At 62.1% G+C, this 23560-nt stretch carries 20 protein-coding genes; 5 read left to right on the forward strand and 15 right to left on the reverse strand.

All coding sequences use genetic code 11. The annotated features are described in order from the left end of the window. Positions 1 to 24: 24 nt before the first annotated feature. The 3 genes from GR183_RS11585 (at position 25) to GR183_RS11595 (ending at position 3965) form a co-directional block, all read left to right on the forward strand. Positions 25 to 543 (forward strand): Lrp/AsnC family transcriptional regulator, encoded by a 519-nt coding sequence (locus tag GR183_RS11585; RefSeq protein WP_160775717.1) that lies wholly within the window; start codon positions 25 to 27, stop codon positions 541 to 543. A 544-nt stretch (positions 544 to 1087) separates the two neighbouring features. Next, positions 1088 to 2563, forward strand: coding sequence for an NAD-dependent succinate-semialdehyde dehydrogenase (locus tag GR183_RS11590; protein ID WP_160775718.1), 1476 nt, complete (start codon positions 1088 to 1090; stop codon positions 2561 to 2563). A gap of 31 nt (positions 2564 to 2594) precedes the next feature. After that, positions 2595 to 3965, forward strand: coding sequence for an aspartate aminotransferase family protein (locus tag GR183_RS11595; protein ID WP_160775719.1), 1371 nt, complete (start codon positions 2595 to 2597; stop codon positions 3963 to 3965). Positions 3966 to 4230: 265 nt separating this feature from the next. On the opposite strand, the gene GR183_RS11600 is transcribed toward GR183_RS11595, so the two are convergent. The 10 genes from GR183_RS11600 to GR183_RS11640 form a co-directional block, all read right to left on the reverse strand. Then, positions 4231 to 5442, reverse strand: coding sequence for an efflux RND transporter periplasmic adaptor subunit (locus GR183_RS11600; RefSeq protein ID WP_202396001.1), 1212 nt, complete (start codon positions 5440 to 5442; stop codon positions 4231 to 4233). Between the two features lie 18 nt (positions 5443 to 5460). After that, positions 5461 to 7824 carry an ABC transporter permease gene (locus GR183_RS11605; protein ID WP_208999818.1) on the reverse strand — a complete coding sequence of 788 codons (2364 nt, stop codon included), beginning with the start codon at positions 7822 to 7824 and terminating at the stop codon, positions 5461 to 5463. Between the two features lie 2 nt (positions 7825 to 7826). Then, the gene (locus GR183_RS11610) at positions 7827 to 8555 is read right to left on the reverse strand and encodes an ABC transporter ATP-binding protein (protein WP_202396003.1); all 729 of its coding nucleotides are present in this window, start codon (positions 8553 to 8555) and stop codon (positions 7827 to 7829) included. A 120-nt stretch (positions 8556 to 8675) separates the two neighbouring features. Continuing rightward, complete coding sequence (locus tag GR183_RS22195) at positions 8676 to 8807, reverse strand: hypothetical protein (protein ID WP_260513646.1); 132 nt, start codon at positions 8805 to 8807, stop codon at positions 8676 to 8678. Further along, positions 8804 to 10297 (reverse strand): BCCT family transporter, encoded by a 1494-nt coding sequence (locus GR183_RS11615; RefSeq protein ID WP_160775721.1) that lies wholly within the window; start codon positions 10295 to 10297, stop codon positions 8804 to 8806. The genes GR183_RS22195 and GR183_RS11615 overlap by 4 nt, the downstream gene beginning before the upstream one ends. 153 nt (positions 10298 to 10450) lie before the next feature. Then, positions 10451 to 11404 (reverse strand): ABC transporter substrate-binding protein, encoded by a 954-nt coding sequence (locus GR183_RS11620; protein ID WP_160775722.1) that lies wholly within the window; start codon positions 11402 to 11404, stop codon positions 10451 to 10453. A 52-nt stretch (positions 11405 to 11456) separates the two neighbouring features. Next, on the reverse strand, positions 11457 to 12467 hold the full coding sequence (locus GR183_RS11625) for an ABC transporter permease (RefSeq protein WP_160775723.1): 1011 nt from the start codon (positions 12465 to 12467) through the stop codon (positions 11457 to 11459). After that, entirely contained in the window at positions 12460 to 14010 is a 1551-nt protein-coding gene (locus GR183_RS11630; RefSeq protein WP_160775724.1) for a sugar ABC transporter ATP-binding protein, read from the reverse strand. The genes GR183_RS11625 and GR183_RS11630 overlap by 8 nt, the downstream gene beginning before the upstream one ends. A 10-nt stretch (positions 14011 to 14020) precedes the next feature. Further along, entirely contained in the window at positions 14021 to 15190 is a 1170-nt protein-coding gene (locus tag GR183_RS11635; RefSeq protein ID WP_160775725.1) for a Gfo/Idh/MocA family protein, read from the reverse strand. A 4-nt stretch (positions 15191 to 15194) separates the two neighbouring features. Continuing rightward, positions 15195 to 16253 (reverse strand): sugar phosphate isomerase/epimerase family protein, encoded by a 1059-nt coding sequence (locus GR183_RS11640; protein WP_160775726.1) that lies wholly within the window; start codon positions 16251 to 16253, stop codon positions 15195 to 15197. A 463-nt stretch (positions 16254 to 16716) separates the two neighbouring features. On the opposite strand from GR183_RS11640, the gene GR183_RS11645 reads away from it, so the two are divergent. Together GR183_RS11645 and fabI are read left to right on the forward strand one after the other, a co-directional pair. Continuing rightward, complete coding sequence (locus GR183_RS11645; RefSeq protein ID WP_312846818.1) at positions 16717 to 17727, forward strand: LacI family DNA-binding transcriptional regulator; 1011 nt, start codon at positions 16717 to 16719, stop codon at positions 17725 to 17727. Positions 17728 to 17855: 128 nt separating this feature from the next. Next, a complete protein-coding gene (gene fabI / locus GR183_RS11650; protein ID WP_160775728.1) occupies positions 17856 to 18620 on the forward strand; it encodes an enoyl-ACP reductase FabI in 765 nt (254 codons plus the stop codon). A gap of 156 nt (positions 18621 to 18776) precedes the next feature. Here the strand turns inward: fabI and GR183_RS11655 are convergent, their stop codons facing one another. From GR183_RS11655 to minC, 5 genes are all read right to left on the reverse strand, one after another. After that, positions 18777 to 19562, reverse strand: coding sequence for a slipin family protein (locus tag GR183_RS11655; RefSeq protein ID WP_160775729.1), 786 nt, complete (start codon positions 19560 to 19562; stop codon positions 18777 to 18779). A gap of 3 nt (positions 19563 to 19565) precedes the next feature. After that, a complete protein-coding gene (locus GR183_RS11660; protein ID WP_160775730.1) occupies positions 19566 to 20990 on the reverse strand; it encodes an NfeD family protein in 1425 nt (474 codons plus the stop codon). A 381-nt stretch (positions 20991 to 21371) separates the two neighbouring features. Beyond that, positions 21372 to 21638 carry a cell division topological specificity factor MinE gene (gene minE / locus GR183_RS11665; RefSeq protein ID WP_160775731.1) on the reverse strand — a complete coding sequence of 89 codons (267 nt, stop codon included), beginning with the start codon at positions 21636 to 21638 and terminating at the stop codon, positions 21372 to 21374. Further along, positions 21635 to 22456 (reverse strand): septum site-determining protein MinD, encoded by an 822-nt coding sequence (gene minD, locus GR183_RS11670; protein ID WP_160775732.1) that lies wholly within the window; start codon positions 22454 to 22456, stop codon positions 21635 to 21637. The genes minE and minD overlap by 4 nt, the downstream gene beginning before the upstream one ends. A gap of 23 nt (positions 22457 to 22479) precedes the next feature. After that, the gene (gene minC / locus GR183_RS11675; protein ID WP_160775733.1) at positions 22480 to 23211 is read right to left on the reverse strand and encodes a septum site-determining protein MinC; all 732 of its coding nucleotides are present in this window, start codon (positions 23209 to 23211) and stop codon (positions 22480 to 22482) included. Between the last annotated feature and the right edge of the window lie 349 nt (positions 23212 to 23560).

A 23560-nucleotide genomic window follows, 5' to 3' on the forward strand; every position in this document is an offset into this window, starting at 1 on the left:
TTCAATTCGTTTCGGACCGGTGACATGCTGAGGCTCGACGACCGCGACATCCAGATATTGAAGGTGCTTTCCGCCGAGGGGCGGATTTCGAAGGCCGATCTCGCGCGCCGCGTGAACCTGAGCCCAAGCCCCTGCTGGGAGCGGCTGAAGCGGCTTGAGGAGGCCGGCGTGATTGCCGGTTATCACGCGGAAGTTTCGCTCAAGAAGGTCGCCCCGCATGTGGTCGTCTTCGTCGCCGCCGAGCTTGAAAGCCATCGCTCGGAAAATTTTCAGGCGTTTGAGCGCGCCGTTCAGCGGCATGAGGAAATCGTCGCCTGCTGGGCGCTTGGCGGCGGCTTCGACTATCTCTTGCAGATCGTTGCCCGCGATATCGACAGCTACCAGCGCCTGATCGACCAGTTGCTGGAATCGAATCTCGGGCTCGCGCGCTATTTCACCTATATCGTGACGAAACCGGTCAAGAGCGGAAACGCCATGCCCTTCGAAACGCTCATGCCGGATATCGGCATTCCGAAGAACGTCACCTCGGACAAGGAGAAGTAACACCGATTTCCGATGTTTGTGATTTTGGCCTGCGGGTGGAAACGAGGCTCCGTTCACCTCTCCCCTGGTGGGAGAGGTCGGCGCGAAATGCGCCGGGTGAGGGGGGGAGAGTGATTTCAGTCTGAGGAATTAGCAACTTTTAGGCTCGCTTCAGAACAAACCACTCTTTCGCCCCGTCAAAAAAGCCGATCCTTCGGCGCATAACGCCAAGTTCGAAAAAACCGTCTGCGATAAATCGCTTAGCCTCCCGCCAACTCGAAATGAAGGGAGCGGGACTAGGTCATGGCCCCACAAATAAGGTTGAAATGGTATGTGCGGATTTGTTCGGATACGAGGCGCAAGCCTGCAGGAAACCATCCGGTTTTCAAAGGTTTGCAACGACGTTGCCGGGCAAATCCGCCATATCCGGAAAGGACGCGCAAACGGCTTCGACCTGCCACGTCGAAGCGCTTGACCGGGTGGCAGACCCGCTCCGCGCGCTCCTCCTTGCAGCTCTTTGCCGTTTATAGCGCCATTCCAGCCTTATTTGTGGGGGCATGACCTTATGTCCGTTGCGCAGATGACCGCAGCTTCGCGGATCGCCGATCCGCGGCTTTTTCGCCAGTTTTCCTATATCGGCGGCAAATGGACGGCCTCTGAAAGCGGCGCGTCGATCCGCGTGACCAACCCTGCCGACGGCGGTTGGGTCGGCGAGGTGGCAAACTTGTCTGCCGAAGAAAGCGTTGCCGCCGTCGATGCCGCCGAGGCTGCCTTTCCCGAATGGGCGGCCCTCCTGCCGCAGGAGCGTTCCGCGATCCTGCGCCGCTGGTTTGCGCTTCTCATCGAAAACCGTGAGGACCTTGCCGTCCTCATGACGCTGGAGCAGGGCAAGCCCCTGTCCGAAGCGCGCGGCGAGATCGACTATGCCGCTTCCTTCATCGAATTTTACGCGGAAGAGGCCAAGCGTCCGAACATCGAGGGCGTGACCTCCCACCTGAGCGATGCCGAGGTCGAACTCTGGCGCGAGCCGGTCGGCGTCGCGGCCCTCGTTTGTCCGTGGAATTTCCCTTCCGCGATGATCACGCGCAAGGCTGCCGCTGCCCTTGCCGCGGGCTGCACCGTTGTCGTCCATCCCTCGCATGAAACGCCGTTTTCCGGCCTTGCGCTCGCAGAACTGGCTGAGCGCGCCGGCATTCCGAAGGGCGTCTTCAACGTTGTCACAGGCAACGCCGCGACCGTCGTCGAGCCCTGGACGCGCGATCCCCGCGTGCGCGCCTTTTCCTTCACCGGGTCGACGCCGGTCGGCAAGCTGCTTTACCGTCAATGCGCCGAAACGGTGAAGCATCTGGTGCTGGAGCTTGGCGGCCATGCGCCTTTCATCGTCTTCGCCGATGCCGATCTCGATCTTGCGGTCGAGGAGGCGGTCAAGGCGAAATTCGCCACTTCGGGACAGGACTGCCTCGGTGCCAACCGCTTCTTCGTGGAGCGCAGCGTCTATGACGCGTTCTGCGAACGTTTCGCCGAGCGCACGAGCGAGCTTTCCGTCGCGAACGGCCTTGAGGATCCGGACATCGGCCCGCTCATCAACGAAAAGGCGGTGAAGAAACAGGAAGAGCATGTCGAGGATGCGCTCCAGCGCGGCGCGAAGCTGCTTGCCGGCGGCCGGCGCCACAAGGCTGGCGATCTCTTCTTCGAGCCGACGGTGATCGGCGATGTGCCGTCCGATGCCCTCATCATGCATGAGGAAACCTTCGGCCCCGTCGCGGCGATCGCCCCTTTCGACACGGAAGAAGAGGTGCTCAAGCGCGCCAACGATACCGAATACGGCCTGATCGCCTATCTGCACACGCAGGATCCGCGCCGTATCTACCGCGCAAGCCGCGCGCTGCAGTTCGGCATGGTCGCCGTCAACCGTACGAAGGTCACCGGCGCGCCCATTCCTTTCGGTGGGTTCAAGCAGTCGGGCCTCGGCCGCGAAGGCGCGCGCCTCGGTCTGGAGGCTTTCACGGAAGTGAAATACGTTTGCCGCGACTGGGCTTGAAACAAATTTCTTGAAACGGGAGAAAAACAAAATGCTCAAGAACGACCAACTCGACCAATGGGACCGGGAGAATTTCTTCCACCCTTCCACGCATCTCGCCCAGCATGCGCGCGGCGAAAGCCCGAACCGCATCGTCACTGGCGGCAAGGGCGTTTACATCGAGGACCGTGACGGCACCCGCCTGCTCGACGGTTTCGCCGGCCTTTACTGCGTGAACGTCGGTTACGGCCGCCAGGAGATCGCCGAGGCGATCGCCAATCAGGCGAAGGAGCTTGCCTATTACCACGCCTATGTCGGCCACGGCACGGAAGCCTCGATAACGCTTGCGAAGATGGTCGTCGAGCGCGCGCCGGCGAATATGTCCAAGGTCTATTTCGGCCTCGGCGGGTCGGATGCGAACGAGACCAATGTGAAGCTCGTCTGGTACTACAACAACGTGCTTGGACGCCCGGAAAAGAAGAAGATCATCTCTCGCTGGCGCGGTTATCACGGCTCGGGGCTGATGACGGGCTCGCTCACCGGGCTTGAGCTCTTCCACAAGAAGTTCGACCTGCCGTTTTCGACCGTGCTTCACACCGTCGCGCCGCATTACCTGCACCGTCCGGACCTTTCCATGAGCGAGGCGGATTTCGTCGCCTATTGCGTGTCCGAGCTTGAGGCGCTGATCGAGCGGGAAGGGGCGGATACCATCGCCGCCTTCATCGGCGAGCCGGTGCTGGGCACGGGCGGTATCGTGCCCCCGCCCGCCGGCTACTGGGAAGCGATCCAGAAGGTGCTGAAGAAGCACGATATTCTTTTGATCGCGGATGAGGTCGTCACCGGCTTCGGGCGTCTCGGTTCCATGTTCGGCTCCGCCCATTACGGCATCGAGGCGGATTTTATCACCATCGCCAAGGGCCTCACCTCGGCCTATGCGCCGCTGTCGGGCTCCATCGTTTCGGACCGCGTCTGGAAAGTGCTGGAACAGGGCACGGACGAGTTCGGCGCCATCGGTCACGGCTGGACTTATTCGGCACACCCCATCGGTGCCGCGGCGGGCGTCGCCAACCTGAAGCTGATCGACGAGCTTGGCCTTGTGAAGAACGCGGGCGAAACCGGCGCATACTTCTCGGGCAAGCTGCGCGATGCCCTGTCGGCGCACAAAAACGTCGCCGAAGTGCGCGGCGAAGGCATGCTGGCGGCGGTTGAATTCGTGGAAGACAAGCCCTCGCGCACGTTCTTCGATCCGTCGAAGAAGGTCGGCCCGGCCGTTGCCGGCGCGCTCTTGAAGGAAGGCGTCATCGGCCGCGCCATGCCGCAGGGCGATATCCTTGGTTTCGCCCCGCCGCTCACGCTCTCGAAGGCGGAAGCCGACGAGATCGTCGCCAAGACGGTCAAGGCGGTCGCAAGCGTCCTTGGCTAGCGAGATATGTTGGCGAGTGCCGGCGGCGTGGGTCTCCGGCATTTGCTACAGCGGAAAGCGTCCACTTCACGAAGAACGTCATCCCGGCCCGCTTGCGCCTTAGCGCATCGCGAGAGCCGGGATCCAGCGCGTATGTCGCGCGACAGCGCGTCTTGAATTTTGTGCGGGCGTCGCCCGCAGCCGATTTCTGGATCCCGGATCAGCGGTCAGCTTTGCTTCCCTTGTCCGGGATGACGCCCCTCATATCGCGCCCCCCTTCGGCTCCTCAACCTCCCTCCGCCTCCCGGTCCTCCACCAGGCTCCCGTCGCTCAACAGGTCGTTGGGGTAGAGGATCACCGTATCGCCGTCGGCAAGCCCTTCCAGAACCTCCGCGTCGGATGAGTTCATGTGGCCGAGGCGAACTTTGCGCAAATCCGCCTTTCCATCCACCACTGCGAAGACGGACCAGTTGCCATCGGAGCGGAAGATCGCGCCGATGGGCACCTGAAGAACGTTCTCGCCCGACCAGACGGTGAGGCGTGCGAAGACGCGGTAGCCGTGGCCAAGGCCTTCGGGAACCTCGTCGAGGTCGAGGATCACGTTGACGCGCTGTTCTTCGATGCCGAGCGCGGAAACCTTGGTGAAGGCGGCCGGGTCGATGCGCCGGACAGTCGCCTGAAGGTCTTTGTCGCCACCCCATTCGGTGATCGTGACCTTCGTTCCGGGTTTTATCTTCACCGCATCGCTTGAGAGAAGGTCGACGGCGATCTCAAGGTCCTTCGGGTCGCCGATGTCGACGAGCTTCGCGCCGGACGTTATGGCCTGCTCGCTTTCGGCGATCACGTCCAGCACCACGCCGTTCACAGGCGCGGTAATGTCCATGCAGCAGTCTTCGCCGGTCCGGCGCGTTTGCAGTTCGCGGGTCTCGGTGATGCGCGCGCGCGCGCTGTCGAGTTCCGCGTTCCTCAGGCGGATGTTCGCCTTGGCGCTTTCCACCTGGGCTTCCTGCAGTTGCACTGCGTTGTAGGCCTTCTCGAGCTGGCTTTGCGAGATGATGTTGGTGTTGGCGAGCTTGGAGGCGCGCTGATATTCCGACTTCGCCAGCGAAAGCGCGACCTCGGCGCGCGTCAGTTCCACCTCCGCGACCTTGACGGCCGAGCGCGCGGCCTCCAGCGCCGCGAGAAGTTCGGTGCGCGTACGCTCGTCGAGGAACGGCGGGTCGAGCGGGCGGATCGAGGCGATGATCGTCTCATTGGCCTTCACGGCATCGCCTTCTTCCAGCTCGATGCGCTCCAGATGCCCGTCCATGGGCGAGGAAACGGTGTAGACGTCGCGAACGCGCGTTTCGCCTTCCTCGTTGATGGTTACCTGCATCGGCCCGGCGGTAACGCGGGCAATGTCGACGAGGATCGGCTTTTCCTTCAGCGCCATGTAGAAGCCGCCCGCGATGGCGATCGTAAGTGCGGTGAAGAAGAGGCGTTTCAGCCAAAGGCGCATTATCTGCTTCCCAATCAACTACTCGCGGGTCTTCAAAACCCGCACAAGGTCGAGCCTGTCGACGCGGCGGCGGACGATCAGGGCGGAGATTACGGCTGCCCCCAGCACGACAAGGCTTGAGACGGCGAATGTTTCGGGAGAGACGATCAGCGGTATCCGGAAAATGTCGCTTTCGAAACCCTGGACGACGGACCATGAAAACCCGTAGCCGAGCACCCAGCCGAGTGGTTGTGCCACGAACACGATGATGCCGAGTTCGGTCAAAAGCACGCCGGAAACCTCCGTCCGGGTGAAACCGAAGACGCGCAGGCTCGCAAGTTCCCGCGCGCGTTCGGAAAGCTGGATACGGGCGGAATTATAAATGACGCCGAAAGTGATAATGACGGCAAGTGCGACGTAAAGCGTCGTCATGATGGTTATGTTTTCCTCGACCGTCGAGCGAAAGAGCTTGCGCGAGACGTCCTGCAGCGAGATCGCGCCCAGCTCCGGTGTCGCCTTGATCTCGGCATAGAGGTCGTCGAGGCGGTTGCCGTCGACGAGGATGCGCGCGCCGGAAATCCGGTCCCCATCCATCATCACCCGGTTCAACGCCTCAAGGCTCATGAAAACGGCAAGCCCGATGTAGCTCTGGATGACGCCGGTGACGGGCAGTTCCACCACCCGGTCATCCTTTTCCTGCAGTTCCACTTCCAGCATGTCGCCGACGCGCACGTGCAGAAGGTCCGCGACGCGTTCGGACAAAAGCAGGCCGACGGGAACGGGCGGGACGGGGTTGAGGTCGAGGTCGAGAATGCGCGAAAGGTCCGGATCGTCGGGAAGCGCGGTAATCGCGGCGCGGCGTTCGTAGTGTCCGTTTCTCAGCATCACCGGCGTGGTGCGGAAGCCTTCGGCTTTCAGCACGCCGGGCAGGGACTCCACGTTTTGCAGCGCGGAAGGTCCCTGTTCGTTGTTGAAGGTCAGCGTCGCGTCCTGCCGGTCGGCGCGGAAGAAGATCGCATCGATCATGAAGTCGATGGAATCGTAGGAAAAAAGGGCGGTTATCAGCAGCGCCACCGAAAGTGCCGTGCCAAGCGTCGTCAGCGCGGACCTGACGGGCCAGCGGATCAGATGGCGAAGCGCCATGACGGTAAGCTGGGAAAAGATGCGCACCTCCTGCAAATGGGCCAGGAAAATGCTTCGGTATCGGGTCGGCGCGGGCGGGCGCATGGCGACTGCCGGCGGCAGCGAGACGGTCGTCCATATCGCCTTCGCCGCGCCCGCAAGTGCTGAGGCCACGGTGATGCCGCCGGCGATCAGGTAGAGATCGAACGTCTGTCGGAAAATCAGGAATGGGAAGGAATAGAACTTCGCGTAAAGCTCCGTAAGGCCGCGTCCGAGCCATGTGCCGAAGAGGGAGCCGATGGCAAGCCCCACGACCGATATCACGATGACGAGCTTCGCGTAGTGCCAGCCGACGTCGAGGTTGCTGTAGCCGACCGCCTTCAAAAGGCCGATTTGCTCGCGCTCCAGCGCGATCAGGCGCGACAGGATCATGTTCACGAGGAATGCGGAGATGAAGAGGAAGATCGGCGGGATGATCATCGCCATGGCCCTGAGCGAGGTCAGCTCGCTGTCGAGGAAGGCGTGCGACATCTGGTCTTCGCGGTCGTAGGCGCCGGTTCCGCCGTAGGGTTTCAGGATGTCGTCGAGCTGTTCGATGATCCGCTCGGTATTGGCGTTCCTCAACGTGGTGATAGCCACGTCGTTGAAGGCGCCTTCCATGTCGAAAATGCCTTCCAGCACCTTGCCCGGCATGTAGAGCACGCCGAAGCGGCGCGGATCGGGCACCATGTCGCCGGGGCCGATGGCGTAGATATACTCCGGCGACAGCACGATGCCGGTGATGGTGAGTTCGCGCTTTCGCCCGTTCAGGAGCGCGTGGAACCTGTTTCCCGGCTCCAGTCCGTGCGCATTGGCGAATGTTTCGCTCACGGCGACTTCGTCGGTGCGTGCCGGCTCCGGCAGTCGCCCTTTGCGGATATAGACGCGGTTTGCCTCGGGCTCGCCGAAATCGGGCAGGGATATCGCGATGCCCGTCGCGGGTTCCTTCATTCCTTCCACGTCGAGAAGGGTGAAATGGACCGTTCGCAGCTCCGCCGCCGCGACACCTGGAATGTTTTCGATGCGCGCTTTGAGCGTGCGCGGCGCCCGCGTGGCGGACGCGAAAACGGAGGCGAAGCGGTAGCGGTCGTAGAAGGCGGAGCGGGTTTCTTCAAGCGAGCGCCATGCGCCGACGGCGATGATGATCGTCATCACCCCGCAGGCCATGACCAGCGCAACCGCGATGCCTTGCGCCCAAAGGCGCATAAGATCGCGGACGAGCTTGCGGTCGAGCATGCGCATGGCTACCAACTCACTTCGGCGGGCGCGATCCGCGTGTCGTTTTCGTGCGTCGCGGCAATCCTGCCGTCAATGAAGCTGATCACCCGATGGGCGATCGCCTGAATGCCGGCGTTATGGGTGATGATCGCCGTCGTCGTGCCCAGTTCCTCGTTGATGCGGGTCAGCGCCTCCAGCACCAGGATGCCGGTCTTGGAATCGAGGGCACCCGTCGGCTCGTCGCACAGGAGAACTTCCGGCCGCTTGGCGATGGCTCGGGCAATTGCGACACGCTGCTGCTCGCCGCCGGAAAGCTGGGCCGGGAAATGCGTCATCCGGTTGGAAAGATCGACCATGGCAAGCGCTTCGTCGGGTGGCATCGGATCTTTCGCGACTTCCGTCACCAGCGCCACGTTCTCCCAGGCGGTCAGGCTCGGGATGAGGTTGTAGAACTGGAACACGAAGCCGACGTTTTCCCGCCGGTAGCGCGTCAGTTGACGCTCGGAAAACGCGGTCAGGTTCTGTCCGCGAAAATGCACCGTGCCGCTCGTTGCCTGATCGAGCCCGCCGAGTATGTTGAGAAGCGTGGACTTGCCGCTGCCCGAGGGGCCGAGAAGAACGGCCATCTCCGCCTCGTAAAGCTTCAGGCTCACCCCGTTTAGTGCGCGCACGTCCACGTCCCCGGTATGGTACACCTTGGTCACGTTCTTGACGTCGAAGACGATTTGCGGCGCAGGCTCGGTCGCGGGTTGCATGGTGTGTCAGACTATAGCCGATGCCTGACGTCGCGTTGATATCGCTCAATCGGCAGGAGCAAGGCGGGGCTTTCACCTTTGCGACCGGGCTGCGGATTGAAACAGCGGGGCCGGCATGAATCAGCGGCCGGGCGTACCGCCGCCTCCATCCTTGGGCGCATCCACGCCGATCGGCGCGAGGTAGATCCACGCAAGCAGCGCGATGAAGGCGAAGACCTCGATATTCAGGATGGTGTCGGTAAGGTTGCTCATTTCGTGGATACCTTCTCGTGCCTGAGGACCTTCAGGAAACAGACCACCAGCAGCATGACGATGAAGACGAAGGGCAGCGCGCCGAGCGCGATGATGGACTTCACGGCGTCGATGCTGCCTGACAGGATCATGACGAGGCCTAGCGCGCCCAGCACGACGCCCCAGCTCAATTTCACGCGCGCGCTCGGGTTCAGGTCGCCGCCGGTCGAAAACATGCCGAGCACGAAGGCCGCGCTGACGACGCTCGTCACGATGAAAAGGAACGCGGCAATTACGACCGCCGCGATGGTCAGCGAAGACAGCGGCAGGCCCTGAAGCACGAAGAAGGCGACGGCGCTCACGTTGTCGCGCACCAGTTCCATGATCGGCTGGTCGGTGTTCAACACGCCAAAGATGCCGATCCCGCCGAAGACGCCGAACCACAGAATCGAAAAGCCCGTCGGCACGAAGATCACGCCGACGATGAACTCGCGGATCGTCCGTCCCCTCGAAATGCGGGCGATGAAGACGCCGACGAAGGGCGCCCAGGCGAGCCACCAGACCATGTAGTTCAGCGTCCAGGCCTGGAACCAGCCGCCGATCCTTTCGTCCATGAAGGTGTAGGTGCGAAACCCTTGCTGGAGGACGTTGCCCGCGTAATCGGCGATGGACTGGAGCACGCCGCCCATCAGGAAATGCGTCGGCCCTGCCAGCAGCACGAAGATCAGCAGGCCGCCCGCCACCGCCATCGCGGTGTTGGAAAGGACCGCCATGCCCTTCGAAAGATCGACGACGAGCGGCAGCGCATAGGCAAGGCAAAGCACCACGAAGATCGCAAGCGTCAGCCCGAGCCCCGTCCCGCTCAGGGAAAACAGCGCGTCCACCCCCTCCTTCACCTGGAAGACGCCCATGGCGATCGATCCGCCGACGCCGATGGCGATCGCCGCGATTGCCAGAAGATCGCAAACCCAGGCGACGGCGGACGTGATCCGGTTTTGCCCAAGCGCATAAACGATCGGCGCGCCGACGAGGCTCGGGCATCCTCGCCGGAAACCGAAATAGGCGATCACCAGGCCCGTCAGCCCGTAGATCGCCCAGGCGTGCAGCCCCCAGTGAAAGTTGGTGACGAAAAGGGCCGTGCTTGCCGCCTTGCGCGCGTCTTCGTATTCGGCGATGAGGGAGTAATGCGTGAGCGGTTCCGCCGTTCCCCAATAGAGCAGGCCGACGCCCATTCCGGCGGCGAAAAGCATCGTCAGCCAGGAGATTGTCGAAAACTCCGGCTCGTCCCTGTCATCGCCGAGCTTGACGTTTCCGTATTTCGACAGCGCAAGGCCGAGGCACACGAACAGCATGAAGCTCACCGTCAGCATGATGAACCATGCCCGGCTCGTGAACTGGATGGTGACCAGTTCGTTCGCGAAGGCGGCCAGCCCCTGCGTGTCGACGATGCCCCAGATCGCGACGGCCCCGGTCAGGGCAAGGGCTGCGATCAGCTTCGGGTTGTTGAACAAGGCCTTGCTCCCGCCTGATTTCGATGCCGGAAACCTGCAATATTTCCGTAACGTCATGATTGTTCCCGATCAATTGGCGGATCTGCAAGCGAAGACGCGAAAAAAAACGGCCCCCGAGAAGGGGGCCGTCCGGGATTTTCCGGAAGGTTCCGATCAGAACGGGCTGTCGGGGAAGTAATAGCTTTCGGCGTTTTCGGGCGTGATCAGCACCGAGCCGATGATGAACCTGCCGGAGACCGGCGCGTTGGAGACGAACTTCAGCGCCGTCATCTCGATAGCGGATGCGATCATCGCCGGCGGATAGGTGACGTTCACCGGGATCATCTTGTCGCCGTCCATGACGCGTTTGATCATTTCCTTCATTCCGGCGCCGCCCAGCACCCACATCTCGTCGGTGCGGCCTGCCTGGTTGATGGCTTCAAGCACGCCGACGGCCATGTCGTCGTCGGATGCCCAGACCGCGTTTATTTCCGGATATTTCGACAGGAAGTCCTGCATGACGGTGAAGGCGTCGTCGCGGTTCCAGTTGCCGTGCTCCATGCCCAGGATCTCGATGCCGCTGCCCTCGAGCGCTTTCTGGAAGGCTTCCACGCGTTCGTTGTCGATGGTGGTGGGAATGCCGCGCAGGACCACGATCTTGCCGCCGTCCGGCATCCGTTGCCTGAAATATTCGCCCGCGACCCGGCCGAAGCCCGGGTTGTCGCCGGCGACGTATAGGTCCTCGATGCCTTCCTCGGACAGGCCGCGGTCGACGACGGTGACCCATTTTCCGGCTTCCGCCACGCGCTTCACCGGCCCCGTGAGCGGGTCGGATTCAAACGGCAGCACCACGAGCGCGTCGATGTTGCGGGTGGCCATCATGTCCTCGATGTCGCTCACCTGCTTGCCGGGGTCGCTGGCGGTCGCCAGCACGAAGTCGAGCTGCGGATAGACTTCCTCCAGCCGGTTCACCGCGGCCTGCGCGTGATAGTTCATGCCGCCTGCCCAGCCATGCGTAGCGGCTGGAATGGACACGCCGATCGTGGCCTTGTCCTGGGCCGCCGCCGACATCGGCAAGGCGATCATGGACATGACCGCCAGGGCCTTGAATGCGTTTCTCACTCCCATCGCGTTTCTCCCTCTGAGTGTCCTGTCCCGTATCGAACAGGCGGTTCGGCCGTTACCGCGTCGCTTTCTTCTGACGCTGGAGAACGACGGCCAGAATGATGATCACGCCCTGGATCGCCCCGTTGAGATAGGGGCTGACGAGGTCCGTGAGATTGAGGATGTTTTCGATCAGGTTGAGGATCAGCACGCCGATGACGGTACCCCACACGCGCCCGAAGCCGCCCTTGAGCACCGTGCCGCCGATGATCACCGCCGCGATCGCTTCAAGCTCCCACAGCACGCCTGTGGAGCTCGACGCGGAGCCAAGCCGCGGTACGTACATGATCGTGGCAACGCCGACCAGAACGCCGAGCAGCACATAACCCGCAAGCCGCGCCCGGTCGACGTGGACGGCGGAATAGCGCGCCACCTGTTCGTTGGAGCCGATCGCCGCGCAGTGCCGCCCGAACGCCGTGTGCCGCATGACGATCTCGCCAAGAGCCGCGATCGCCAGGAAAACGATGATCGGCCAGGCGATGCCGAAGATGCCGTCGTAATAGACGGGCCGGTAGACCTCGCGGACGCTGAAGTTGAGCGAAAGCGTGCCTCCGTCGGCAAGCCAGGTGACGAGAGAGCGGAAGATGCCCATGCTGCCAAGCGTGACGATGAAGGCTTCTATTCGCGCCTGCGTGATCAGCAGGCCGTTGAAGAGGCCGGCTGCGAAGCCGATGGCGAGCGCCGCCGCCATGCCGGCGAGGATCGTCGGCCATCCGGTGCCGAGTGTTGGCACCAGCGCGTTCATGACGATGATCATGAGCCCCGCGATGAAGGCGGCCATGGAACCGACGGAAAGGTCGAGCCCGCCCGCGGTGATGACGAATGTCATGCCGACGGCGATGATGCCGATGAAGGCGGAGCGGGCGAGCACGTTCGTCACGTTGCCGTAGCTCAGGAAGTTCGGGTTCATCAGCGCGCCGATGAGAATGAGCGCCAGAAGCGCCACGATCGGCCCGATGACGTGAAGGTCGAGTGACGGCCTGCCGGTTTTCACTGCCGCTGTCCCTGCTGTGGTCGCATCAGTCATTGCCTTCCGCCTTTTTTTCCAGCCCCATGGCAAGGCGCACGATGGCGTCTTCGTTGATGTCTCCGCCTTTCAGCGTGCCTGCGATGCGGCCCGTGCGCATTACCGCCACGCGCGTGGCGAGGCCGATCACCTCCGCCATTTCGGAGGAAATGATGATGACGCTCCTGCCCTCGTCCGCGAGGCGTCGGACGAACTGGTAGATCTGCTGCTTGGTGCCGATGTCGATGCCGCGCGTCGGCTCGTCGATGATGACGATCTCCGGTTCCGCCAGCATCGTCTTGGCGAGGAGAAGCTTCTGCTGGTTGCCGCCGGAAAGGTTGGCGACCTTGATCTCGCGCGATGGTGCGCGGATGTCGAATTCGCGGATCGAGCGGTCGAGCGCCTTTTCCTCCGCGTCCCGGTCGATGAGGATGCGGCTGAATTTCTGCAGCGCCAGCAGCGTCAGGTTGGGGCGCATGCCCTGGTTCAGCAGGAGGCCGCGTTCCTTGCGGTCTTCGGTCAGATAGGCAATGCCCGCTTTTCTCGCGTCGTCGACGGAGCGGATCTGCCGGGCCTTGCCGTTGACGCGGATTTCGCCCGTCGCCGGGCGGATGCCGATCAGCCCTTCCATCAGTTCCGTGCGGCCCGAGCCGACAAGGCCGGCAAAGCCCAGGATCTCGCCCCTGCGTAGCTCGAAGTTCGCGTTTTCGACGATGCCGGGAACGGAGAAATCCTTCAGGACAAGCACCGTCTCGGCTGCGTTCGCGTCCGCCTTGTCCGGGAAGAGGTTGGAAAGCTCGCGCCCCACCATCGCCTCGGCCATCGCGTCTTCGCTAAGCTCGGAAGCGGGTGCGGTCAGCACGTGGCGTCCGTCGCGCAGCACCGTCACCCGGTCGGCGATCCGCGCCACCTCGTCCAGCTTGTGCGAGGTATAGAGGATCGCGGTGCCTTGCGCCTTCAGCCGCTCGATCTGCCTGAACAGGATTTCCGCTTCGTTGCGCGTCAGCACCGCCGTCGGTTCGTCCATGATCAGCACGCGCGCTTCTCGCGAAAGCGCCTTGGCGATCTCCACCATCTGCTTTTCGGGAACGGATATTTTCGAAACGGTTGCCCACGCGGGCGTCTTCGTCTCAAGCCGCGCCAGAAGTTCGTTGGTGGTGGCGCGCATCGCCTTGTGGTCCAGGAAGAGCCCGCGCTTCAGTTCCCGGCCGAGGAAGATGTTCTGCTCGACGGAAAGCTGGTCGGCCAGGTTGAATTCCTGGTGGATCAGCACGACGCCCCGGTCCTCGGCATCCTCGCTGGAAGTGAAGCTCACGGGCGCTCCGTCCAGCATCACCTCGCCAGTGGTCGGCTCAAGGTAGCCGGACAGGATCTTCATCATGGTCGACTTGCCGGCGCCGTTCTCGCCGATCAGCGCATGCACCTCGCCGGGGTAAAGGTCGAAGTCTACGTCGAAGAGAACCTGTACCGGACCGAACGAGCGCGAGACCCCGGCAAGCGCGAGGATCGGCGCATGTGCGGCGCTCGTGGCGGTTCTGGCTGTCGTTTGCGGGGCCGGTTGCATGGCATTGCCCTCAAGGGGTGACCCAGGCGGCATTGCGTTTGGAAGACCTGACGCAGGCATCCACGAAGGCGACGCCCGCCACACCGTCCTGCACCGTGGGGAAGATCACGTCGTTCGGGATCGTCTCGCCGTTGCGCTTCGCGATTATGGCGCGCGCAGCCTCCGCGTAGATATTGGCGAACCCTTCGAGATAGCCTTCCGGGTGGCCTGCCGGCACGCGGCTCATGCGCGCCGCTGCTTCGCCTGCGCCGGCGCCTGCACGGGTGATTAGCCGCTTCGGTTCGCCAAGCGGGGTAAACCACAGCTTGTTGGGCTCTTCCTGGGCCCATTCGATCCCGCCCTTTGAGCCGTAGACGCGAAGCGTCAGGGCGTTCTCGTTGCCGGTCGCCACCTGGCTTGACCAGAGCATGCCCTTCGCGCCGCCGGCAAAGCGCATCATCACGTGCACATTGTCGTCCAGCGCCCGGCCTTCCACGAAGGTGTGAAGGTCCGCGCTCAGGCTTTCAAGCTGAAGTCCGGTCACGAAGGAGGCGAGGTTGAAGGCGTGCGTGCCGATATCGCCGACACAGCCGCCCGCGCCCGAACGCTCCGGGTCGGTGCGCCATTCCGCCTGCTTCAGGCCGGAGCGTTCCAGCGGTTCGGCCAGCCAGTCCTGGGCGTATTCCGCCTGCACGACGCGGATTTCGCCAAGCTCGCCCCTGCGCACCATATCCCGCGCCTGCCGGATCATCGGATAGCCGGTGTAATTGTGGGTCAGCACGAAAAGCGCGCCGGATTGCTCGGCAAGTGCGGCAAGCTTCTTCGCGTCCGGCAGCGTGGAGGTCAGCGGCTTGTCGCAGATCACATGGATGCCGCGCTTCAGGAACTCGCGCGCGGCCTGATAGTGCATGTGGTTCGGCGTGACGATGGCAACCGCCTCGATACCGCCCTTGATCCGGTTTTCGCGGATCGCCATGTCGCGGAAGCTTGTGTAGATGCGGTCGTCGGCAAGGCCGAGCAGCCTTCCGGATTCCTGCGCTTTTTCCGTGGTGGAGGAAAGCGCGCCCGCCACCAGCTCGAACTGGTCGTCAAGGCGGGCCGCAATGCGGTGCACAGCGCCGATGAAGGCGTCCTTGCCGCCGCCCACCATGCCAAGGCGGATGCGGGCAGGGCGGTTCTCGCTCGATCCCTTGATCGTCATGGCTTCAGCCCTCCAGACCGAGCATGCGGCGGTTCGCGGCTTCATCCGCTCCGCCGCCTGCGAAATCGTCGAAGGCCTTTTCCGTCACGCGGATGATGTGGCTGCGGACGAATTCGGCTCCCTCGCGCGCGCCGTCTTCGGGGTGCTTCAGGCAGCATTCCCATTCAACGACCGCCCAGCCGTTGAAGTCGTTCGCCGCCATCTTGGAGAATACCGCCCCGAAATCGACCTGCCCGTCGCCGAGCGAGCGGAAGCGGCCCGCCCGGTTCACCCAGCTCTGGTAGCCGGAGTAGACGCCCTGGCGCCCGGTCGGGTTGAACTCCGCGTCCTTGACGTGGAACATCCGGATCCGGTCGCGGTAGATGTCGATATTGTCGAGATAGTCGAGGCACTGGAGGATGTAGTGCGACGGGTCGTAGAGCATGTTAGCCCGCGCGTGATTGTCCACGCGTTCGAGGAACATCTCGTAGGTGATGCCGTCGTGCAGGTCCTCGCCGGGGTGGATCTCGTAGCAGACGTCGACGCCGCAGTCCTCGGCATGGTCGAGGATCGGCCGCCACCGCCGCGCCAGTTCGTCGAAGGCGGTCTCGATCAGGCCTGCAGGGCGCTGCGGCCACGGGTAGACGTAGGGCCAGGCCAGCGCGCCGGAGAATGAGACAAGCGTTTCAAGCCCCAGGTTCCTTGAGGCGGTCAGCGCCTTTTTCACCTGGTCGACGGCCCATTCCTGCCGCGCTTTCGGGTTGCCCCGGTTTTCCGGCGTCGTGAAGCCGTCGAAGGCTTCGTCATAAGCGGGGTGGACGGCGACAAGCTGGCCCTGCAGATGCGTCGAAAGGTCGGTCACCTCCACGCCGTTCTCGCGCGCCTTGCCCTTGAATTCGTCGCAATAGTCCTTGGAGGAAGCAGCCTTGTCGAGGTCGAACAGGCGTGCATCCCAGCTCGGCACCTGCACGCCGGCGTAGCCGCAGTCGGCAGCCCAGCGGGTGATGGCGTCCCAGGAGTTGAAGGGGGCGTCGTCGCCCGCGAACTGGGCGAGGAAGAGCGCGGGGCCCTTGATCGTCTTCATCTGTTCCTCCCTGGATCAACTTTTCTGCGTTCAGGTGCATTCGCCTGAACGCAGAAAAGTTGATCGCATTTAATCTTCCAGAGCATTTTTGAAACTGGCGCGGCCCGCTTTTCTTGCGAACTCTTTGCGTCGTTCATCGATCTGGAATTCGGAATGCGTCTTGCCGGAATTACCGGCCGACATTCTCTTTCTTGTGTGGTCCGCGATCCCGATTCGGTCCCCTTGTCAGGGACATGAGCCGTGTTCCGCAAATGTCTTTGTAATCGATTACATATTGTTCTACACTATCATGTAATCGATTACAAGAGGGCATTGCGCTGCGTTTTTACGATCCGGTTTGAAATTCCGGAAAAAGCCGCGCAAAAGAAGGCCCTCCTGCGGCGCATGGATGTCCAGGCGCCGCCGCCCGCAACCTGACAGGGCCTTTGAGCAGATGATCAAACCCCTTCCGAGGATCCGCGATGTGGCAACGGCAGCCGGCGTTTCGACCGCCACCGTCAGCCGCGCGCTGTCGCATCCCGAAAGGGTCTCGAAGGAAACGCGCGAGCGCGTTCTCGCCGCTGTCGAGAAGACCGGCTATACGATAAATTATGCCGCGCGGAACCTGCGTCGCCGCCGCACGGGCTCCATCGTCGTGCTTGTGCCCAATCTCGCCAATCCGTTCTTTTCGGCGATCCTGTCGGCAATAGCGTCCGAGATCGCTCCCGCCGGCTACAACGTGCTGATCGCCGATACCGCCCAGCCCCCGCACAGCGAGCAGCGTATCCTTGAATATCTGAACAACAACCGGGCCGATGGCCTCATCCTGCTTGATGGAACGCTCAAGGGCGTTATCGCGCGCGGGCAGGAGACCTCGTCCAGCCTGCCGCCGCTCATCTTCGCCTGCGAATGGCTTTCCGAAGACGGTTATCCCTCTGTCAGGATCGATAATTCGCAAGGCGCGCGCCTCGCCATCCGTCATCTCGTCGAGCTTGGTCACACGAAAATCGGCCATGTCATGGGCCCTCCTGAAAACGTCCTCACGGTCGAGCGGCGGCGCGGCGCGCGCGATGCCATTCTCGAGGCTGATCTTGAAATCCGCGAAGACTGGTTCTTTCCAGGCGATTTCACCATGGCTTCGGGTGCCGGGGCCGCGCGTGCCTGGCTTTCCTTGAAGGAAAGGCCGACGGCGGTTTTCTGCTCCAGTGACGAAATGGCCTTCGGTTTTATCTCGGAGCTTCACCGCAACGGACTTGAGGTGCCCGACGCCGTTTCCGTCGTCGGCTTCGACGATATCGAGATTTCGAAGCGCTTCGTCCCCGCGCTCACCACCGTCCATCAGCCGCGCGCGCGCATCGGGCGGAAGGCGGCGCGCCTGCTTCTGGATCTCATCGATGGTGACGACGAGGACCGTCTCGCGGCGCGCGCCGCCGGGCCCGAGATTCTGCCGATCGAACTCGTCCTGCGAGAGAGTACAAAAGCGGTCCGGACTTAGCGGTTCGATTGCCTGGCAGAAGAAGCCCGTGACGGGATGCATCTTCGCAATTGCGGCTTCACATCGCCTTTATTGCGCTGCAATATAAGATGCATCAAATTCGAAAGCCTCTTCTGGAGTGCTGTGCGATGTTCGATCTGACCGGCCAGAAAGCTCTTGTCATTGGCGTTGCCAACGATCAGTCGATCGCATGGGGCTGCGCGAAGGCGCTGCATCGAAACGGTGCGGAAGTCGCGATCACCTATCTGAACGAAAAGGCCGAGCCCCACGTTCGCCCGCTTGCCGAACAGATTGGCGCGCCGATCGTCATGCCGCTCGATGTCGGCAGCGAAGACGAACTCGACGCGCTGTTTTCCGAAATCTCCAGAACATGGGGCCGGCTCGACACGGTCGTCCACTCGATCGCCTATTGCCCGAAGGAAGACCTGCAAGGCCGCGTGATCGATTGTTCGGCGAAAGGTTTCGCCATCGCCATGGATATTTCCGTGCACTCGTTCCTGCGCATCCTGAAGCGGGCCGAACCGCTGATGCCGCACGGCGGCACCTGCATGACCGTTTCCTTCCACGGCGCGCAGAAGGTCGTCGGCAATTACAACATCATGGGGCCGGTCAAGGCCGCGCTCGAGACGGCCACCCGTTATGCCGCTGCGGAACTCGGCCCGAAAATGATCTCGGTGCACGCCCTTTCGCCTGGGCCGTTGAAGACGCGCGCGGCATCGGGAATCGCCGAATTCGACGAGATGTTGAACGAGGCCGCGGACCGCGCGCCCACCCATCAGCTTGCGACCATAGAGGAGGTCGGAGCCTTCGCGGCGTTTCTCGCAAGCCCCGAGGCGGCGAATGTCACCGGTGGCATCCACTACATCGACGGCGGCTACAGCATCGTCGGATAACGTTAGGGAATATGTAGCGTATCCGTGGGACGTGACGTGATCGTCCTCTTAAGCCGCGTGCGGGCGGATGCGGGAATTCTGATTCACCTTTTTGCCGCCCGTTTGAAACGAATTCGGCCGCCAGGGAATTTTCCTCACTGCTGCTGGAAGCCGGGATCAGCCGTCTTTCGGCCCGTCGCCATCCGGTTTTTTGGTCATCCCTTCCAGGGCCTTCATCAACTCGATCGGCAGCGGGAAGACGATCGTCGAGCTTTTGTCTCCGGCGATATCGTGTACGGCCCCGAAGAAACGCAACTGCATGGCATTCGGCTGTTTCGCAAGGATTTCGCCTGCTTCCGCAAGCTTTTGGGCCGCCTGCTGCTCGCCTTCCGCGTTGATGATCTTGGCACGGCGCACGCGTTCGGCCTCCGCCTGTTTGGCGATCGCGCGGATCATGCTCTCGTCGATGTCGACATGCTTGATCTCGACGTTGGAAACCTTGATGCCCCAGTTGTCGGTCTGTCGGTCAAGTATTTCCTGAATATCGGCATTGAGCTTGTCGCGCTCCGCCAGCATTTCGTCCAGTTCGTGTTTGCCAAGTACGGAACGTAATGTGGTCTGAGCCAGCTGGCTTGTTGCGGATGTGTAGTTTTCGACATTGATGATCGCACGCTGCGGATCGATAATACGATAATATATGACCGCGTTTACCTTCACTGACACGTTGTCGCGGGAGATGACGTCCTGGCTCGGCACGTCTTCAACGAACATGCGCAGGTCCGTTCGCACGACCTGCTGCACGACCGGGATGATGATCACGAATCCCGGTCCGCAAACCCTTGAAAAACGGCCAAGCGTGAAGACAACGCCCCGCTCGTACTCGCGGAAAATGCGGATCGCCGAGGCGAAGAACATTATGACAATGACGCCGATAACGGCGTAGCCGATCCAGTCGAACAGCATGGTTCAGGCTCCTTGGCGTTTCGGCGATGCCGTTGCGGGCGCAGCGTTATCGCCTGTGAGCGGGTCGACGATCAGCGTCAGGCCATCCAGTTTCGAGACGCGCACCATCTCTCCGGGCTTGAACGGGACCTTGCCTTTCGCGTGCCATCGCTCGCCTTCCGCCCAGACGTGGCCTTCTCCGCCCGACCAGTCGAGAATTTCCGCTTCGATTCCCGCCAGTTGCGAGACGTTGTCGACGAGGCCCCTTTTGTGAACCCGCCAGAGATATCCGATCAGCACAATGAGGGCGGCCGCGGAAAGCCCGGCCATCACGGCGATCACCCACCATGAAACCTGATAGGCGGGGATGTCCGTATCGACGAGGAGAGCGGCTCCGATGACGAAAGATGCGAGCCCGCCGACGCCCAGCACGCCGAATGTCGGCGTCACGGCTTCTGCGACCATGAAGGCGACGCCAAGGCCGACGAGCGCAAGGCCTGTATAGTCCAGCGGCAGTTGATTGAGTGCATAAAGGCCGAGCACGAGACAGATGACGCCGATCACACCGGGGCCGATGCTGCCGGGATTGGCGAATTCGAAGATCAGCCCGTAGACGCCGATCATCATCAGGATGAGCGCGACATTGGGGTTCGAAAGGATTGCAAGCAGACGCGTGAGCGCGCCTGGCTCGAAGGTCTCCGTCGTTGCATTGCGGGTCGTCAGCGTGACCTTTTTCCCGTTCGCCGTCACCACGCGGCCATCGACGGCGTTAAGCAGCATCGGAATATCTTCGGCCACAAGGTCGATGACGTTGATCTCCAGCGCTTCGGCGGCCGTCAGGCTGGCGGCTTCGCGTACGGCTTTTTCTGCCCATTCGACGTTGCGCCCGTGTATCTCTGCGAGGCTGCGGATGAGGGCGGCCGCGTCGTTGACGGCCTTGGCCGACTTCGGGTCGGTGTTTTGAGGTGGCGATTTTTCGCCGTCTTTCTCTGCCGGCTCGTCCGACCCGGGCAGTTTCGGCAGGCCGCCGCCGATCTGGATCGGGGTCGCGGCACCCAGGTTCGTGCCTGGCGCCATCGCCGCAACTCCCGTTGCGTAAAGTATATAGGTGCCGGCACTTGCCGCATGCGCGCCCGGCGGCGCGACGAAGCCCGCGACCGGGACTTCTGAAGACAGGATTTCGGAGATGATCTCTCGCATGCTGCTTGCAAGGCCGCCGGGCGTGTCCAGCCGAAGAACGAGGATATCCGCATCGCGTTCCCCGGCAGCCTTTATCGCATTGGTGACGTAGCGGGTCGTGGAAGGGCCGATCGCGCCTTCGATCGCCGCGACGACGGCAAGCGGTCGCTGGCCGGAATCCTGCTGGCCATGTCCAACCGTCGCGCTCACGGCAAGCCCCACCGCCATCAGGCACAGTGCGGACAAACGAACGAGCAGGCCGGCGGCCATCCTTCTCTCCCGGTCGAACGTGGCGGGCAGGTAAACCCGCTTAGAATTCAACTATATCACGCTTGGATATCCGCGTGGACATCTGCGGGGCGCGCAGACGTTGCCGGTCCTTGCGGGGTGGACTGCCGCGAAAGATCGACTGGCGATCTCGATCGATGAATTTTGTTGAATTTCGCGCCGTCGCGGCAGTAACGGCCGCAGCAATACTGGTGCCCTAACCCGGGTTCGGATGGCGTCAACCGATGCGGATAAACCTCGGCATCCGGACGGAAAAGAAGATGCCGGAAACCGCAAAAGCGGTCCGTGAACATGGCTTTGGAGCGCATCCTGACAGCCGCGGGGAATGCGCTTCGCCGGCGGGTGCTCCGGATAAAGTATTGGTCAGGCGTTCTCGGACGCCTTGACCGGAAGCTCGATGTCAATGCCGAGCGTTGTCACTTCGCCGTCCCGGTCCATTTCGATCTGCACGGCTTCCGGGTCGATTTCGATGTGCTTCTTGATGACCTCGAGGATGTCTTCGCGAAGCTTCGACACCAAGGTAGCGTCCGGCCCGCTTCCGGTACGCTCGTGCGCGAGCAGGATCTGCAGCCGGTTCTTGGCGACAGACGCGCTTTTGTCCTTCTTCGAAAACAGGCTGAGAAGGTTCATGCGGCCCTCCCGCGGAAGAGCTTGCCGAAGATGCCTTTGCGGTCCTCCGGGATCGTGACCGGGATATCCTCGCCGCGAAGGCGCCGCACCGCCTCGACGTAGGCCCTTGCCGGAGCGCTGTTTTCATTGGCGATCGTGACAGGCGAACCGACGTTCGAGGCCTTCAGGACATCCTTGCTTTCCGGAATGACGCCGAGCAGCGGGACGGAAAGGATGTCGACCATGTCCTCGATCGCCAGCATTTCGCCGGTCTTTGCACGCTCCGCGTCGAAACGGGTGACCAGGAGATGTTTGGGCATCCGTCCGCCGTTCTCGGCGACGATCGTCTTTGCATCCAAAAGCCCGATGATGCGGTCGCAGTCGCGAACCGAGGAAACCTCCGGGTTGGAGACGATGATCGCCGCATCGGCATAGCGCATGGCAAGCGTTGCCCCGCGCTCGATGCCGGCCGGGCTGTCGCAGATGATCCAGTCGAAGGACATCCTGAGTTCGTTTATGACGCTCGCCACGCCTTCATCGGTCAGCGCGTCCTTGTCGCGCGTCTGCGAAGCGGGCAGGAGAAACAGCGTATCGAGCCTCTTGTCGCGCACAAGCGCCTGCTTGATCGATGCTTCGCCCCGCACCACGTTGACCAGATCGAACACGACGCGCCGTTCCGCGCCCATGATGAGGTCCAGGTTCCGGAGGCCGACGTCGAAATCGACCGCGCAAACGCGCTCGCCGTCTTTCGCCAGCGCTGAAGCGATTGCCGCCGTTGAGGTTGTCTTGCCGACGCCTCCCTTGCCGGAGGTAACCACGATAACCTTGCCGTCCGTCATGGATTTTCGTCCCGTCGTTGAGGTCAGGCCAATTTCTCGAAGATCAAGCTGTCCTGCTCGAGGCGAATTTGCATCGCCGATTGCAGGTGATTGCGGTCGAAATCGTCGGCCACCTTGTACATTCCGTTGATTGCGACCAGTTCGGCGTCGAGTTTCGAGCAGAAGATCCTGGCCTGCTCGTTGCCCGATACGCCGGCAAGCGCGCGCCCGCGCAGTGCCCCGTAAATGTGGATCGAGCCGCCGGCAATGACCTCCGCACCCGAACCGACGGAGCCCACGACGGTCACGTCGCCGTCGGCGTTCATGATGCTTTGGCCGGAGCGTACCGGCTCGGTAATCAGGATCGACTTGCCGGAGCCGGAGGCGCTTTCCTCGGCGACCGGAACCTCCTCCGCGGGCTCCTTGTCGGCTGTCGACGGTTTTGCCGCCGCTTGCGGAGCGGCTTCCTCTGCGGGCCCCTCGACGTCCTTGGTCGCCTTTCCGCCGGAGATGCTGGGCGGCATCCCGTCCTTGAGCTTGTTCGAGGCTATGCCCTCGATCCCCATCACCTGGATCGAGCGTTCCTTCACGCCTGCAAGAACATGCTCCAGTTCGTCGACCGACATGGAACTGCCGCGCGCATCGAGGATGATCGGCCTGTTGAGGAAGAAGCCCGGCGAACGTGAAATGATGCGGTCGACCTCGGCAAACCACGCCTCGAACGGCCGTTCCGGCGTCAGCACGATCGCTATGAAGGACTTTCCCTTGAACCTCATTTCCCGTCTCTCGGCAGATCCGAATCAGTGTCGTTTCGTTGACTGATCCGTTTACCATCGACGTGGCGTCACATTTGGGCGGCAAAACCCTTTTCCACCGATAATGGGATGACGGAAGTTGCGGAAATCGCCTGAAAATCGGGCCTGACCTCGCGTAGTTCCACGTGGTGGCCTGTTTGTGCGTAGGGCGTCTCCGGTTGGCTTTCTTGGGATAAGTATTTGTAAAATAAGAGAATTTGTTAATATATAAATATTTACTTTGCGTAATAAAATTTGTAAAAACGCGCCTTAATTTCACGAGTTTGTTTGTGCAAACACAAAATACGCCAGATTGTCTGTTGCAACGGTC

The sequence above is a fragment of the Stappia sediminis genome (genome assembly GCF_009826895.1).
Classification (GTDB): Bacteria; Pseudomonadota; Alphaproteobacteria; order Rhizobiales; family Stappiaceae; genus Hongsoonwoonella; species Hongsoonwoonella sediminis.